Source organism: Planktothrix sp. PLAVEN19ND, assembly GCF_057220675.1.
In genome coordinates, this window is the sequence record NZ_CM170132.1 from 4508624 (window position 1) to 4523966 (window position 15343).

Below are 15343 nucleotides of genomic sequence, written 5' to 3' on the forward strand. Positions count from 1 at the left end.
AAGACGAGAAAAACATGGGAAACAATAATAGTGAATCAACCCGTCAAAAGAAACAATAACAGTGACATGGTTAGAGGAAAAAGTTTTCTAAAACATTTGACAGCAGTTATTTTCGGGACAACTGTACTGGTCGGGGGAGTGACAAAACAGACCCCGGCCCTATCTGTTCAGCCCCAAAACCCCATTCCCCTGGCTCCATCCCCGATCAAATTATTAACCCCTAATACTCCCAAATTTGCGACTTCTAATTTATTCCCCCAACCCAATAATCAACTTAATGACTCCATTGAAAATAATTTGAGAGTGGTGATTAAATTAAATCAACGTCGCGTTTATCTCTATCAAAATCAACAACTCCAAACCAGCTATCCCATCGCCGTTGGTCGAGAAGGTTGGGAAACTCCTGTCGGTGAATATCAAGTGATTGAAATGATTTCCCAGCCCACTTGGGAACATCCCTTTACCGGAGAAATTATTCCTCCAGGGCCAGATAATCCTTTAGGAGAGCGTTGGATTGGGTTTTGGACAGATGGAAAAAACTATATTGGCTTCCATGGAACTCCTAATACTGAAACCGTTGGACAAGCCGCGTCCCACGGTTGTATTCGGATGTTTAATCAAGATGTTTTGGCTCTATTTCAGAGGGTAAAAATCGGAACCCTCGTAATCGTTGAACCTTAAACGCGGATTAGATGGATTACGCTGATTTCACGGATTTTAATATTTGTCACCATAGCAAACAACCTAATCCGCGCCATCTGTGTAATCTGCCTAATCCGTGTTCCCTCTTATTATCAGAAAAATGGGTTTAAAATCCCTAAGTTCCACTTAGGCTTTTTATTCAATTGTAGTGTATACTGAAGAAGAAGATTTTAAGCGCAAAGAATGAAGTTAAGGTATCGGTATAGAATCTACCCAACTGACCAACAAAAGAGGCTAATGTCCCAATTGTTTGGTTGTTGTCGTGTGGTTTTTAACGATGCCTTAGCTTACTGTCAAGAACAACATCGTGCTGGTAATAAAAAACCTTCCAGTAATGAACTTTCTAAGAGACTTACAGAACTCAAGAAAACCGAGGAAAAGCAATGGTTAACAGAAGTTTCCTCGGTTCCCTTGCAGCAGTCTTTGAGAGATTTAGAGCAGGCTTATTCAAACTTTTTCAAATCCTGTAAAGGGCAAAGAAAAGGCAAGAAAGTTAAACCTCCTAAATTCAAGAAACGTAAATCCAAGCAATCAGCTAGATTTATGGATAACGGGTTTAAACTCTATCCTAATTCAGATTACATTCACCTAGCTAAAATAGGTGATATTAGAGTAATTTGGAGTCGAGAATTACCCGCAGTTCCTTCTAGTGCTACCTTGATTAAAGATAGTGCTAATCGATACTTTGTTAGTTTTGTAGTTGAGTTTAATCCTCAACAATTACCTAAAAATGAACAAAGTGTTGGAATTGATTTAGGTATAACCGATTTTGCTACATTAAGTAACGGTGAAAAAATTAAATCCTCCAAACCTTTAAAAAAACAATTAAAGCGTTTAAGGAAATTACAGCAAAATTTGTCAAGGAAACAGAATGGCAGCAAAAGAAGGGAAGTTACTAGAAAAAAACTAGCTAAACTTCACGCCAAGATTTCTGATACCCGAAATGATTTTTTACATAAGTTATCAATTAAGATTATTCGTGAAAATCAAACAATAGTCTTAGAAGATTTGAATGTATCAGGAATGATGAAAAATCGCAAACTAGCCCGTGCTATTAGTGACTTAGGTTGGCAGTATTTCAGAACTATGTTAGAAGCTAAATCAGTCATGTACGGGCGTGATTTTCGGATTATTGATAGATGGACTCCAACTTCTCAAACTTGCTCTTGCTGTGGTTTTAAAGGTGGCAAAAAAGAGCTAAATGTTAGAGAGTGGATTTGTTTAAATTGTGGTACTTTTCACGATAGAGATGTGAATGCCGCAATTAATATTTTAGTCGCCGGAGGGCTTTCGGAGACTCTAAACGGACGTGGAGAGAAGGTCAGACTTTCTGCAAAGAAAGCACATCTCGGCGAAGCGTCAACCCTTCCAGCATTTAAGCAGTTGTCAATATTTGACCTACTTAAATAGATGGAATCCCCGCCCGTTTTACGGCGGGGTGGATGTCAACAATTCCCACAATACGGTAAACTGAACAGTGGTTAATGTAAACTCCACTTTTCATGACAAATCCTGATCCATCCCAAACTAATCCCAATCTTTGGCCGCAATTATTACAACAACTGTTAGACGGCCAATCCCTTGACCTAACCCAAGCCTCACAATTAATGCAGGGATGGCTCCTAGAAACAGTTCCCCCCGTTCTTTCCGGGGCGATTTTGGCGGCGATACAAGCCAAAGGCGTCTCCGCCACAGAATTAACCGGAATGGCCTCGGTTTTGCAGTCCTTTGGTTCCTCGGATACCCCCACAAAAAACAATTCCGGCATCATTTCTAACTACCGTGTGATTGATACCTGCGGCACCGGAGGCGATGGAGCTTCCACCTTCAATATTTCCACCACCGTTGCCTTTGTAGCTGCGGCGGCGGGGGTTCAGGTAGCGAAACATGGAAACCGTTCCGCATCGAGTAAAGTTGGCTCTGCGGATGTATTAGAAGCCTTGGGCGTGAACCTGAAAGCACCGACCGAAAAAGTGAAACAGGCGTTATCAACTGTCGGAATCACCTTTTTATTCGCCCCGGGTTGGCATCCCGCCCTCAAAACCGTGGCCCCCCTACGTCAAACTCTGAAAGTCCGAACCGTATTTAATTTATTAGGGCCCCTGGTTAATCCCCTATATCCCACCGGACAAATCATTGGGGTTTTTGATCCTAAAATGCTGCCCATCATTGCCCAAGCCTTAAACCAACTCGGGACAGAAGTTGCGATCGTTTTACATGGACGGGAACGATTGGACGAAGCTGGATTAGGGGATATCACCGACTTAGCAATTTTATCCCAAGGAGAGGTTAAATCAGCCACCCTCAACCCCCAGAATTTGGGATTAACTCCCGCCCCCCTAACGGCTCTCAAAGGAGGAGAGGTGCAGGAAAATTCGGAGATTCTGAGAAATTTATTACAGGGAAAAGGCACACAGGCGCAAAAAGATGTGGTAGCCCTGAATGGGTCTTTAGCCTTACAAGTTGCGGGTGTTGTACCGATGGCCGACCATGAGCAAGGAATTCGTTTAGTTCAAGAGATTTTACAAAGTGGTGCGGCTTGGTCAAAACTGGAAGAATTGGTTAAATTTCTTCAGAATTAATTGGCGATCGCACCCAATAATTGTAGCCGATATTTAAGGATTTCATATTACCTCCTCATTAACCGCTTATTATTCATCAATATTATTTTTAGATTCTTCACGGTTTAAAGCTGATGGGAAATGGAGTTGAAGGTTAATATCAATTGAAATAGTATTTTCTTTATGTAAATTAATACCTATTATCTTAATTAGAGCTTCTTGAGGTAATGAATTATTGAATAAATTTTCTCCAGAAGACAAATTTTTATAACCTGCATCGTTTAACCAATTGCAAATATTACGCCAGTTTCCCACTTCTGAGGGAACATCTAAAAGATTTTTTAAATAAGGATATAACGTTTTACAGAGGTAAACCTCCACACTTTTAGGACTTTGAAATAGTTTTTTGGCAATTTCCGCCGGACTATAACCACACAATAGTCCCCTCAGATAAAGCTTTTCCGTTTCAGTTAACCCCTGTCGAGAACGAGGGGACAATAGCCGTTTTACCGCTTCTAGGTCTTGATACAGTTTTTGTAAATCCCAAATGTTACTAGCCTCAGTAAACATCTCATCTTTAGTATTCATAGTAGTTCTAGGTAATTTGACTAACGTAAGCATAGCGTAAAATACTAGCTTTTGTTAGTTGTGTAATAGTTTAGGCTGGTATATTCTAAAACTAACCCGCTAAAACATTGATTTTCGAGAAAACCCTAAAAACAAAAGCCAATTCCCTATGAATAGGCAGTTTTTAGCCTGAAAAAATATGAGTTGATCCAATCAGAACGTAAACTTTTGTAACCCATACTGAGGTTTGGCGCAAAAGTCGCCACTAGCCATCAATAGCATAAATAGAACATTTCAAGACTGAAAGTTTAATTAGTTTTTACTTAACCAGAGAATCTACTATGTTTGAAGTTAATCCTAGCCCTCAATCAGCCAACGCTATCACCTCTTTAGCGGAGACTAACACTTTCCTAGCAGAACAGGTGATGCCCAAAGTTTATCAGCAACTGCAACTATTTGCTAGTGATCCCACTTTCGTTGAGCAACTGAAGCTACCTTTTGGCGAGACTTGGGATATTCAAAAGGCACAAACCTTAGCCACAGAATGGCTTACAGGAAATTTTAGCACCCTTGCACCAATTAAAATTGTCACTTCAGCCGATATTAAAGGGGCTTCTGGCGCGTTTGCCGATGCCACAAATCAAATTTACCTGGCTGAAGACATTTTGACGGGTAGCAACGTTAATCAGGCTGTTAGCGTAGTCTTGGAAGAAATTGGACATTCTCTTGATCCTCGACTTAATTCTAGCGATTCTCTTGGGGATGAAGGCGAAATTTTTGGCAATATTGTTCAAGGTAAAGGATTAAGTCCTGAACAAATTCAAACGTTAAAGAGTGATGATGATGCGGCTGTTGTGATACTGGATGGAGAAAATGTTGTTATTGAAATGAATCTGCAATCCGACTGGAACGTTTGGCGTTATGATGACTGGAGGAAAAAGGAATCTGATTTTTGGTATCAACCAAATGGTAACACGATCCAAAAGGGGAATCGACCCGATGGTAAGGACGGTATTTATATTAATTGGGGTCTTGGATCTCCTTTTAACGCGAGTAACATTTCCAATAGTAATAACTCAGACTATTTTGCTGTGCAGGGTGCTGCATACGCTGATTTTGAAGCTGGAAAGACTTATAAATTTACAGTTAATGCAGATGACGGAATTATCGTAACCGCTCAACCTAAAGATCAAAAGGTGACAATAAAAGGTTTTATTACACCTTATGACACAGCACAAAACAAATACGCATGGCAAAAGTATGACGATAATAACCCGCAAGCCAAAGAGTATAACTTTACCCCTGATCAAACTGGTACTTATCGAGTTAATTTTTGGTCTTATGATATAACAGGTAATGCTAGTGTTGATATTTCTTGGGAGAAAGATTCTGTCGCAAATGGAATTACTTCTATACCAAATGGATTTACTTCTATAAAAAGTGCTACGGGTGTTAATCTATACGAAAGTTCTAACAAGAATGACTATGTGCAAGTCGTAGATTTAAGTCAAGGTGCTTCTATAAAGTTGCTAACTGGTGAAAAGGATAATAATAAAAGCAACGGTGTCTATGGTGGATCAGGCCCTAAATTCAAAAAGGAAAATATTAATGATTTCTGGAATAAATTAAAGGTTGACCCAAATGCTTTTTCCGTATCTAATGGTGCATTCTTTGATTCATTATTGCTCAGTGTCTTCACTACTTTGTCTTATCCCCTCAAAGCAGATAACGAAACATACGATGGATTTACAAATAATAATAAGGGAACAAAACTGAAACTTGAAATATGGAATAATGAGGCATCAATTAATAATTTTGATGATAAGATTGATGATGTCAAAAATTCATCTGCTTCACAGGTTATAGTTGGTCTGCCAGAAAAAACTGGAGATCAAGTAGATGAGAATGTGGGTAGAACTTATGTGGCTGTTAAAGATAATAACTCTGATAAAATTAATGAAACAGTTTTGATTTTAACTTCTAAAGAGAATACTCCAAACGGCGCAGCTAAAATACTAACAGATTTTGGAGCTAATGCTGTAATGCAGCTTGATGGTAGTGGATCTACACAAATGATAGCTAAGGATGACCCATTGGTCACGTCCAGTGATACTAAATTTTCATTTTCCCACCCTAAAAACGCTGGCGTCCTATGGCAACCAAGAATTATTCCGCAAGCAATTGGTGTAATTAGTGGTTAAAATACGCTGAAATTAATCAAAAAAAAGGACTAAAAATGGCACTACAACCTAGCACTCAAAACGGTATATCCTTCTTAGTTGGAGATAATACCGCAGAATCAATTATTTTATCTTCTGGACAACTTAGTAATTACCCTGGTGGTTTATTAGCCCTGGATGGTAATGATACCGTTATCGGTTCAGAAAATAGTGAATTTATTAATGGAAATACGGGTTTAGATTCCTTAATTGGAAATGGAGGAATTGATACCCTTAGAGGCGGAAAACAAGATGATATTCTCGATGGAGAAAGTGGGAATGATTTCTTAGCCGGAGATTTAGATCAAGATATTGTTAGAGGAGGAGACGGTAACGATAGTTTATATGGCGGTAAAAATAGTGATCAATTGTTTGGAGATGCCGGGGATGATATTCTTTCAGGAGACAAAGATAATGATACATTGACGGGAGGAACGGGAAAAGATACCTTTGTTTTAGTTACAGGTGGAGGTTTAGATGTAATTACTGATTTTGAAAATAACATTGATATTATTAAACTGCCTGATGGTGTAACATTTAATGATATTCTGTTGCAACCCTTGTCAGGAAATACCCTAGTTACCGTTAAAAGTACAGGAGAACAATTAGCCCAAATTAATAATATTTCTGTTAGTAATTTGACGACAGCTAGTTTTGGGGGAACAACTACAAATGTAATTCCTGATATCCCTGGTATTCCTGGTATTCCTGGTATTCCTACTATTCCTGTTTCTAGCAACAGTTTATAATCTTTTTCTCTGGTTGTACCTGGGAACGTAGTAAGCCCTTCAGGGCTTAATCCCCAGTGGTTTATAACCTTTTCATTAACCGCTTATTATTCATCAAGATTCTAGGTTCTGCCTCCGGTTAAGAGCAGGCGGAGCTTGCAAAATAAGATGCGCTGAAGCGCAACAACGGGATAATTTATAGATGATTTTGGATGATTTTTGCTGTTTCTTGTCCGGTTTTTTCCCAACTAAATTGTTGAACTTGTGCTAATCCTAATTCTCTTAAATGCGATCGCATTTCCGCACTATTAGCTAGAGTTTCCATGGCTTCTGTAATTTCTTCTACTTGATAAGGATTAACATATAATGCCGCCTTTCCCCCCACTTCAGGTAAGGAAGATAGGTTAGAGGTAATTACAGGAGTTCCGCAAGCCATCGCTTCTAAAACAGGGAAACCAAACCCCTCCCAAAGACTGGGAAAAACGACAGCAATGGCTCGATTAATTATTGTAGTTAATTCATCGGTCGGAACATAATTTAAAAACTTGATTTGTTGAGTTAATTCTAACTCTTGAACTTGCCTTTTAAGTTCAGGGGTATAGGTTTCATCCGTTGGGCCGGCGAACCATAATTCGTATTCGGATAAATTTTTAAAGTTAGAAAAAGCCCTAATTAATCGAGATAGATTTTTATACGCATCATGACGACCAATATATAGGAAATAATTGCGAGTTGGCAAATCTAAAAATTGAAATCTCTGCGGGTTGTAGGCGAGGGGAATGGGTGTGATTTTATGTTCTGGAATGTTAAAAAATTGAACTAAATCTTGCGCCGTTGAGATAGAATTACAGACAATATGTTCAGCTTGGGATAATACTAGGGGAATATAATATTTAAAATAAGCAGTTAACCGAGAACCTCGCCTCGGAAACCGTAACGGAATTAAATCATGGGCCATGACAATCGACCGACATCCTGAATATAAAGGAGCTTCTGGAAGGGGAGAAAATATCAAATTTCCCTTTAATTCCTGATAAATTTTAGGGAGTTTAAATTGTGTCCAAAGCAACCGCCTAATATGTCCCTTTGTTCCTTGGTCGGGGGTCATATTATTAGGAACAGAATAACAGGAATAATCGAGGTTTTTTTTAGCAGTTAATAAGGTGGGTTCCAAAGGTTTTAAAGCGGGTAAAATATGACTGGCATAAATAGATATTCCCGTAGGTTTAGGAATTAAAAAGGATAAATTAATCAAGAGTGATTTACTCATAAAAAATCTATAATTGAAAATATTACTAAATCTATAATAGCTTATTTCTGATATATTTTAACAATAAAGTTTACAACTCCTTTGAGTTTATACCAAGATTTTTGAGGAGTAATTAAGATTGTAATTAAACCGATAAAACTAATTCTAAATAACCAGTAGAGCGAAACAGCTTTAGAGGTATGTTTATGAAGACTGAGGAGGTAACTGTAAATACTGTATTGAAGTTTAAGGTTAGGGTTTCTCTGGGTAATGGATGAAGTTTCATGAAATACTTGCATTTGTGAAGTAATCCCAATTTGATATCCTTGATTTAGATATCTTAAACAGAAATCAAAATCTTCATAATAGAGAAAATAGTTTGGATCAAATTGAGGACATTCTCTAAATTTTTTCAAATTAATTAATAGACTGCATCCCGATACCCATTCTGTTAACTGATAAGGTTGATTTTGCAAGATTTCTGATAATTGATTACCGATCCTAATTATCCCTGTTTTTCGGTGAAATTGCCCTTCTGTAAACTCTAATTCTCCTTTATTATTATAAATAACTGTTCCTAAAATAGATAATTCTGGGTAAGATTTAAAGAAATTAATTGCTGGAGATAGGTAATTTTCAGATAAATAAGCATCAGGATTAATTAACCACACAATAGCTTGAGAATCTTGTTGATAAACCCAAGTTAAGCCTATATTACAAGCTCGACCAAATCCAATATTTTCGGGTGCGTCAAATACTGAAATAGACGGAGATTTTAACCGATGAATAGAGAGATCATCGGGAGAATTATTAATGATAATTATTTGATAATTTATCCCCTGTGGAGACGCGCCGTGGCACGTCTCTACAATGGAATCGATTAACCTTTGAATCAATTCGGTGGAGTAATAATTAACCGTTATCCAGTAAATCACGCTAATTCAATTTGACTATCATCTCCAATCATAAACCGTAGGGCTTTAGGTCGTTGAGGAGCGGTACTTAAACTGGCTCGACGACCAATAACCGTATCCACAATACGTTGATTAATTCCAATAATTTTGGCTTCACTCAAGAGTACACTATGCTCGATTTCTGCATCAATTAAAGTGACTTTATTGTCAATACTACTATAGGGGCCAACAAAACAATTTTCTAAATGGCAATTTTCCCCAATAATCACTGGCCCGCGCACACTACAGTTCACTAATTTTGTGCCTTTACCAATTTTAACCCGTCCTAAAATTTGGCTATTTTCGTCTACTTCTCCTTCAACATTATAGGTCATACAAGAATCTAAAATAATTTGATTGGCACTGAGTAAATCATCTTTTTTTCCTGTATCTAACCACCACCCTTCTAAGGTACAAGCCTCAACACTTTTATGATCATCAATCAGTTGTTGAATAGCATCGGTAATTTCTAGTTCTCCCCTAGCGGAAGGTTGGATTTTAGCGATCGCCTCATGAATGGTTTTATCAAAGAAATAAACCCCCACTAAAGCCAAATTTGAGGGGGGAACTTTGGGCTTTTCAATTAACTTTAAAACTCGTCCTTGATCATCAACAACGGCTACCCCAAAAGCACTGGGATTACTCACTGTTCTGAGTAAAATCAACGCATCTAATTGTTGCTGTTTAAATCGTTCAGAAAATTGACTCAGTTGACTTTCAATTAAGTTATCGCCCAAATACATAATAAAAGGAGAGTCGCCTAAAAAGGGTTGAGCCACTTTCACCGCATGGGCAAGTCCGGCGGGTTGTTCTTGTAAAATATAGGTGATTTTTGCACCAAAGCGATCGCCATTCCCCGTTAAACTTTTAACTTCTTCTCCAGTTTCTGGACTAATAATAATCCCAATTTCTGTAATTCCAGCCGCCACAATTCCTTCAATTCCATACCATAAAATCGGTTTATTGGCGACGGGAACGAGTTGTTTTGCACCCGTATAGGTCAAAGGGCGTAACCTTGTTCCTTTTCCACCGGAAAGAATCAATGCTTTCATAATTAATAGTTAAGGGTTAATAGTTGATAGGCAAGAGAGACGCGCCGTGGCACGTCTCTACGGTTTTAATTCCTGTAACATTTTTCGCAGTCCTTGCCGCCATTGAGGGGTATGATTTCCCAGAATATTTGCTAATTTTTTCCCACTTAAAACTGAATAGGCGGGACGATTTGCTGGCGTTGGATATTCGGCGGTGGTAATAGGAATAACGCGCTCAATTTTTAGGGGAAAACCTAAGAGTTTTGCTTCTTCAAAAATGGCGATCGCAAAATCATACCAACTGGTCACACCACTATTTGTACAGTGATAAATTCCGTAGGTTTGATCATTCAAAAGGGGCATTAATTGCACAATAGATTGGGCTAAGTCTCCCGTCCAAGTCGGACTTCCCACTTGATCACTCACCACCCGAATTTCTTCCCGCTCCTTGCCCAACCGTAACATGGTTTTAACAAAATTTCCGGTTCCACCTACACCATAAACCCAAGCGGTTCGGAGAATTGCAAATTTAGCTTGGGTTGCTTGAATTGCCATTTCTCCGGCTAATTTTGATTCTCCATAAACACCTAAAGGGTGAGTCAGATCGGTTTCAAGATAAGGATGGCTTTGGGTTCCATCAAAGACATAATCCGTAGAAATATGAATCAATGTTGCGTCTAATTGCTGACAGCTTTTGGCTAAAATCCCAGGTGCAATGCCATTAATTTTTAGGGCTAATTCCGGTTCACTTTCCGCCTTATCTACTGCGGTATAAGCAGCGGCATTAATCACCCATTCTGGCTGAATTTCCTGAATGAGCCGTTCAATTTCTTGGGTTTGGGATAAATCTAAGGTATCTCGTCCGACACTGACTAATGAACCCCTAGAAGCAAGGAAAGGTTGCAATTCTTGACCGAGTTGACCATCTTTTCCGATCAGTAAAATGGGTTTCATGAGAAAAATTCCGCCGTTTTTAAAGGTTGACCTGCTTGATCTTTGGCTGACAAAATCGGTGTAATCCCTTCTAATGGCCAATCAATTCCTAAATCGGGATCATTCCAGAGCAAAGAACGCTCATATTCCGGGGCATAATAATCGGTGGTTTTATATAACACTTCAGCAATATCTGAAATCACGACAAAGCCATGGGCAAATCCCGGGGGAATCCAAAATTGTCGCTTATTTTCTGCACTGAGAATGCAACCGACCCACTCTCCAAAATGCGGAGAACTTTTTCGCATATCCACCGCCACATCAAAAATTTCTCCTGCAATAACCCGCAACAATTTACCCTGGGTATGTTGCATTTGATAATGTAAACCACGCAAAACTCCTTTCACAGAACGGGAATGATTATCTTGTACAAACTCTAAGGTAATTCCCGTTTTTTCAGTAAATATTTTCTGGTTAAAGCTCTCAAAGAAAAAGCCTCGCTCATCCCCAAAAACCTTGGGTTCAATGATGAAAACATCGGGAATGGAAGTTGGAATAATATTCATATTTAGGTTAAACGGTGTCAGCGACTAAACATTGTACCAAATTGTTGCTTCTGGATGAAAACTAAATTAAGGGTCAATCGAGAAAGGGTTAGTCTTTCTCAAAAATTATCTTAACTTCTCCCTTCAACGGGATAAATTCATTCCCGTTAGGATTATAGACCCAAGCTTTAACCGTTGTGTTTCCCAAACCATTATGCAATTGTACAGTAGGAATTGTAACTTCCCATCGCGCATAATTATAGAGGGTAGAATCCAAGACTTGAGCAATATCGGGACTATTCAAACCAATATTAGCTTGGGCAAAAAAAGAGCGTTGGTTTCCCCTGGAGAAAAAGACGAGTTGGGGTTGATTTTGTTGCTGAGGAAAAATAGCCCATCCTTTGAAGGTGACGGAATCTTGGGGCTTGAGTTTTAAAGGTTGATCACTGGATAATGGAAAATCAATATAACCATAAAGTTGTTCTGATTCTGTTTTAAATGTGATATGATTTGCCCAATTTCTAAGGTTAACGCTCTGGAGTTGTTTCACTCCATCTTGAATCCACCAAGTGGTTTTACTTAATCTTAATAAGCAGCGTTCAGGATGGGTTTTAAAGAATTTTGAGTCTTCTAAATAGTTAATGAGTTCTAAGCAGGTTTCTCCCCGTTGTTTATTAATGACATCCGTTTGAGCTTGAGCGATCGCCATTTCTGATTTTACCCCAATTAAACAAACTAAAATTCCCCCAACAAAACTATAAATGAGTTTCGGGTAATAATTTCGCTTGAAAAAATTATCCTCTGAAATAATTATAAACCAAAGTTGAATAACAGCAATAATTAATAGTAAAGAATGGGTGGTATATCGAGAAGTATAAATTGCATAGTTTGCTCCATAATTATAACGACCTAATGTTATTAAAATTGAGCATAGGATAGAAAATATTCCAATCGAAAACCAAGGAGAGCATAATTTTATTAAATATTTTTTATTTTTTAGATTAATTAAACAGTAACTTCCTAAAACAATAAAATTTAAGATGATAATTATTCCAATCCACATACTGAAATTTTGAGAATTTGTTAGGGGTGCAGCAATCACATTAAAAAAGAATTGAATCAGAGCCAATAACTTTTCTAGGAGAGAAAGATTGATCGTTTTGGGTTCTTGAGTGTATCCGATGGAGTAAATCAAACTGGAAATTGCAAATAAAGTTATCCAAAAAATTAGGTATTTTTTTCTTTGATGACCTGATGCTGAAATCACTATAACCCCAGGTATTAAAGCCAACCAACTCATTAAACCCTGGGCTGATGAAAAAGTAGCAATTAAACAGGGAATCGCAGCCAGTAATAGCTTTGTTTTAGGCTGAATTTTATTATTATTTAAAATAAAACAACTTAAAATTATGCAAAAATTGATTAAAAATAAAGCAATTTGAAATCCCCAAAGCCAGTTTTCCGATTGAGCTAAAGAGAAAAATATTAAAGCTGTTAATAAATTGTTAAAATGAAAGAAATAGTTTTGATTTTTTGAACTACTAACAGAAATTTTATACAACAATATAAAGGTTAGTATTGCCAATCCTAAACTCAAAAAAAGCTCTAATTTAATATTCCAACTTGAAATAAATCCTAAACCAATAAAAATTAAGCGAGGAAATAGAATACGATGATTATTATGGAGTTCAAATAAGTCTTGAAATTGTAATATTCCCGTGGCTGTTTTTTCAAATAAAGCAGGTACAACCCACTGATCATAAAAAGGAACATTCACCCCAAAACAAATAATAAATCCCGTTACCCCCAAGATCGGGATTAAATACATTAGCCATAAAATAACAGCAGGAAAAGCGACAAAAGAGGAAGATTTTTGAGCCATTAACTATCAATTCTTAACTCTTACTGATAACTAGTAGAGACGCGCCATGGCGCGTCTCTACACTGATTAAAATTACTTCAAGTTTGTAATACTGTTGATCCGACCAGTAAAGCGGTTTAAGAAGATGTCTAACACCGAGCGTTTACCGACATTAATCTTAGTATTTACGGACATCCCCGACTGCAAACCAATCTTAATATTCTTATCCTCATCTAAGACAAAGCTTTGTTTATCCAATTTCACTTTTCCTTTAAACGAAAAATACTGACGGCCTTTTTCTGGGTCAGGTTTAATCGCGTCTTGACTCAACCATTTTAACTGTCCAGAAACCATCCCAAACTGATCATTGGGAAAAGCATCAATGGTAACTTCCACGGGAATACAATCTGCATCAGTAATCCCAATTTCTGATCGAGCTTCTGGAGAATCTGGACAAATACAATCTTTTTCTGCTTTACATTCAATCACTTCTCCAGCCACGGTTTTTCCATCATAGGGCTGTAAGAATTTACGTTTGACCCGTAAGGCATTTAAAACTAAAGCCAAATCCGTATTTTTAATAAAAATTGTCCCCCCAAGTCCCTTATCATCGGCTAAAATTTGCATCAATTTTTCCGTTTGTTGGGCTTCATAATAAGCCTCATTACAACGCTTCATTTTTGGATCACCTGATTTTAACACTTGCTGATTCACATAATTGCAAATGTCATCCTTGGTCATATCGACTTCAGAATTCTGTTTGGTTGAGGGTTTTAAATCATAAATTACTCCCGCCACCGGTGAACGTAAAACTTGAGTATCACGCTGTTCTTCAACCTTTTCCAGTTGAGCATTAACATCGCCTAATCGTTTTTCGTTTTCCAGTTTATATCGACTCAGTTGAGAGTCAATACTAGCAATCTGTTTTTTGTTTTCCTCAATGCGAAGATACAGGTCTTTTGCCCAAGCATCTTTCGTATTTTGTAATTCTTGTTGAGTTCGTTCAATAGAGGCTAGAACTTTTTGTTTTTCATCTTCTAATCGTTTAATTTCAGCTTGTTGTTTTTCCACATCACCTTTACGCGCATTAATTTCACTTTGACGGGTGGTGATTTGATCCTGTTGTCGTAAAAATTCATTTTGACTTTTCAAAACCTCCTGTTCCTGACGTTTTTTATTGAGGTCAGACATGGCTCCTTCATCCACTAAAGGCGCAATTTGACCCAAAATAGATTGGTTTAGATCTAAACCCTCTTGAGACTTATTAAGTTGATCCCGGGCTGAATTTAATTGTTCTTCGGAATAGCGAATTTGATTGGTTGCGTATTGAACCTGTTCTCTCGTTGCTCGAATCAAATTTTCTGTCTGTTCAAGTTGTTTGTTAAATTCAATAATTCGTCCTTCCACCGCAGACACCCGGGATTGATATTCCGCTCGGTAATTAGTCACTAAACCCCCCTGAGCGGAACTATAATTAACTGTTCGACCTTGATTATTATAAAGTTCATTAATCAAAGAATTCAAAACTTGATTTTCTTGGATTCGGGTATCTCGATCTTTAACCATGGTTTCCCATTCAGGGGGTAAAGTTCCTCGACCATTTCCCTGAATAATATTCTTATAGAATTCGTTTTCTTGATTAAGAGTCCCTTGCAATTTAGCTAAAGATTTAATATCCGCACTGGGGTTTGTCGGACTAAAGGTTAAAAGCGGTTGGTTTTTCTGAACCCGATCTCCATTTTCAACGTGCAATCTCACTACGGCTCCGGTGGTTGGGGCTTGTATTTCCCTAGCACCTTCTTTATATTCGAGTTCACCTACGGCGGGAACCGTTTGTTCAATCTGAGAAAAATAAGCCCAAACCACACCTGAAGTGGTAATTAACATGATCATCCAGAGAAAAAGATGAGACCACATCGCGGGTTTCTCAAGAATAACCGGTTGATCAACAAGGGATACAGATTTCATAAATAGTAATTAGTAAACAACAAAAT

At 37.9% G+C, this 15343-nt stretch carries 13 protein-coding genes; 5 read left to right on the forward strand and 8 right to left on the reverse strand.

What is annotated here, in order from left to right; genetic code table 11:
• Nucleotides 1-138 precede the first annotated feature (138 nt).
• The 3 genes from AC2D3N_RS19225 (at nucleotide 139) to trpD (ending at nucleotide 3284) form a co-directional block, all read left to right on the forward strand.
• Nucleotides 139-681: a L,D-transpeptidase gene (locus AC2D3N_RS19225; RefSeq protein ID WP_234996779.1), complete on the forward strand. Its 543-nt coding sequence runs from the start codon at nucleotides 139-141 to the stop codon at nucleotides 679-681.
• Between the two features lie 258 nt (nucleotides 682-939).
• Nucleotides 940-2112, forward strand: coding sequence for an RNA-guided endonuclease InsQ/TnpB family protein (locus AC2D3N_RS19230; RefSeq protein WP_484691834.1), 1173 nt, complete (start codon nucleotides 940-942; stop codon nucleotides 2110-2112).
• Between the two features lie 92 nt (nucleotides 2113-2204).
• Entirely contained in the window at nucleotides 2205-3284 is a 1080-nt protein-coding gene (gene trpD, locus AC2D3N_RS19235) for an anthranilate phosphoribosyltransferase (RefSeq protein WP_484691835.1), read from the forward strand.
• A 69-nt stretch (nucleotides 3285-3353) separates the two neighbouring features.
• Here the strand turns inward: trpD and AC2D3N_RS19240 are convergent, their stop codons facing one another.
• Complete coding sequence (locus AC2D3N_RS19240) at nucleotides 3354-3851, reverse strand: DNA-binding response regulator (protein ID WP_484691836.1); 498 nt, start codon at nucleotides 3849-3851, stop codon at nucleotides 3354-3356.
• A gap of 320 nt (nucleotides 3852-4171) precedes the next feature.
• Between AC2D3N_RS19240 and AC2D3N_RS19245 the strand changes: the two genes are divergently transcribed.
• Entirely contained in the window at nucleotides 4172-6031 is a 1860-nt protein-coding gene (locus tag AC2D3N_RS19245) for a hypothetical protein (protein ID WP_484691837.1), read from the forward strand.
• Nucleotides 6032-6066: 35 nt separating this feature from the next.
• On the forward strand, nucleotides 6067-6798 hold the full coding sequence (locus tag AC2D3N_RS19250; RefSeq protein WP_484691838.1) for a calcium-binding protein: 732 nt from the start codon (nucleotides 6067-6069) through the stop codon (nucleotides 6796-6798).
• A gap of 175 nt (nucleotides 6799-6973) precedes the next feature.
• Here AC2D3N_RS19250 and AC2D3N_RS19255 read toward each other — a convergent pair whose 3' ends face one another.
• The 7 genes from AC2D3N_RS19255 to AC2D3N_RS19285 all read right to left on the reverse strand — a co-directional run bounded on the left by AC2D3N_RS19255 (nucleotide 6974) and on the right by AC2D3N_RS19285 (nucleotide 15317).
• A complete protein-coding gene (locus AC2D3N_RS19255) occupies nucleotides 6974-8047 on the reverse strand; it encodes a glycosyltransferase family 4 protein (protein WP_484691839.1) in 1074 nt (357 codons plus the stop codon).
• A gap of 41 nt (nucleotides 8048-8088) precedes the next feature.
• Nucleotides 8089-8961: a glycosyltransferase family 2 protein gene (locus tag AC2D3N_RS19260; RefSeq protein WP_079676750.1), complete on the reverse strand. Its 873-nt coding sequence runs from the start codon at nucleotides 8959-8961 to the stop codon at nucleotides 8089-8091.
• The gene (locus tag AC2D3N_RS19265; RefSeq protein ID WP_484691840.1) at nucleotides 8958-10031 is read right to left on the reverse strand and encodes a glucose-1-phosphate thymidylyltransferase; all 1074 of its coding nucleotides are present in this window, start codon (nucleotides 10029-10031) and stop codon (nucleotides 8958-8960) included. Before AC2D3N_RS19265 ends, AC2D3N_RS19260 begins: the two co-directional genes overlap by 4 nt.
• A 57-nt stretch (nucleotides 10032-10088) precedes the next feature.
• The gene (rfbD, locus tag AC2D3N_RS19270) at nucleotides 10089-10964 is read right to left on the reverse strand and encodes a dTDP-4-dehydrorhamnose reductase (protein ID WP_484691841.1); all 876 of its coding nucleotides are present in this window, start codon (nucleotides 10962-10964) and stop codon (nucleotides 10089-10091) included.
• Complete coding sequence (rfbC, locus tag AC2D3N_RS19275) at nucleotides 10961-11509, reverse strand: dTDP-4-dehydrorhamnose 3,5-epimerase (protein WP_079676747.1); 549 nt, start codon at nucleotides 11507-11509, stop codon at nucleotides 10961-10963. Before rfbC ends, rfbD begins: the two co-directional genes overlap by 4 nt.
• A gap of 88 nt (nucleotides 11510-11597) precedes the next feature.
• A complete protein-coding gene (locus tag AC2D3N_RS19280) occupies nucleotides 11598-13370 on the reverse strand; it encodes a hypothetical protein (protein WP_484691842.1) in 1773 nt (590 codons plus the stop codon).
• Nucleotides 13371-13442: 72 nt separating this feature from the next.
• A complete protein-coding gene (locus AC2D3N_RS19285) occupies nucleotides 13443-15317 on the reverse strand; it encodes a beta-barrel domain-containing protein (RefSeq protein ID WP_079676745.1) in 1875 nt (624 codons plus the stop codon).
• Nucleotides 15318-15343 lie beyond the last annotated feature (26 nt).

Bases quoted from the DNA above. Each gene is read 5' to 3' on its own strand.
- AC2D3N_RS19230 (WP_484691834.1), top strand. From the start codon at position 940: ATGTCCCAATTGTTTGGTTGTTGTCGTGTGGTTTTTAACGATGCCTTA.
- trpD (WP_484691835.1), top strand. From the start codon at position 2,205: ATGACAAATCCTGATCCATCCCAAACTAATCCCAATCTTTGGCCGCAA.
- AC2D3N_RS19240 (WP_484691836.1), bottom strand. From the start codon at position 3,851: ATGAATACTAAAGATGAGATGTTTACTGAGGCTAGTAACATTTGGGAT.
- AC2D3N_RS19245 (WP_484691837.1), top strand. From the start codon at position 4,172: ATGTTTGAAGTTAATCCTAGCCCTCAATCAGCCAACGCTATCACCTCT.
- AC2D3N_RS19250 (WP_484691838.1), top strand. From the start codon at position 6,067: ATGGCACTACAACCTAGCACTCAAAACGGTATATCCTTCTTAGTTGGA.
- AC2D3N_RS19255 (WP_484691839.1), bottom strand. From the start codon at position 8,047: ATGAGTAAATCACTCTTGATTAATTTATCCTTTTTAATTCCTAAACCT.
- AC2D3N_RS19265 (WP_484691840.1), bottom strand. From the start codon at position 10,031: ATGAAAGCATTGATTCTTTCCGGTGGAAAAGGAACAAGGTTACGCCCT.
- rfbD (WP_484691841.1), bottom strand. From the start codon at position 10,964: ATGAAACCCATTTTACTGATCGGAAAAGATGGTCAACTCGGTCAAGAA.
- rfbC (WP_079676747.1), bottom strand. From the start codon at position 11,509: ATGAATATTATTCCAACTTCCATTCCCGATGTTTTCATCATTGAACCC.
- AC2D3N_RS19280 (WP_484691842.1), bottom strand. From the start codon at position 13,370: ATGGCTCAAAAATCTTCCTCTTTTGTCGCTTTTCCTGCTGTTATTTTA.
- AC2D3N_RS19285 (WP_079676745.1), bottom strand. From the start codon at position 15,317: ATGAAATCTGTATCCCTTGTTGATCAACCGGTTATTCTTGAGAAACCC.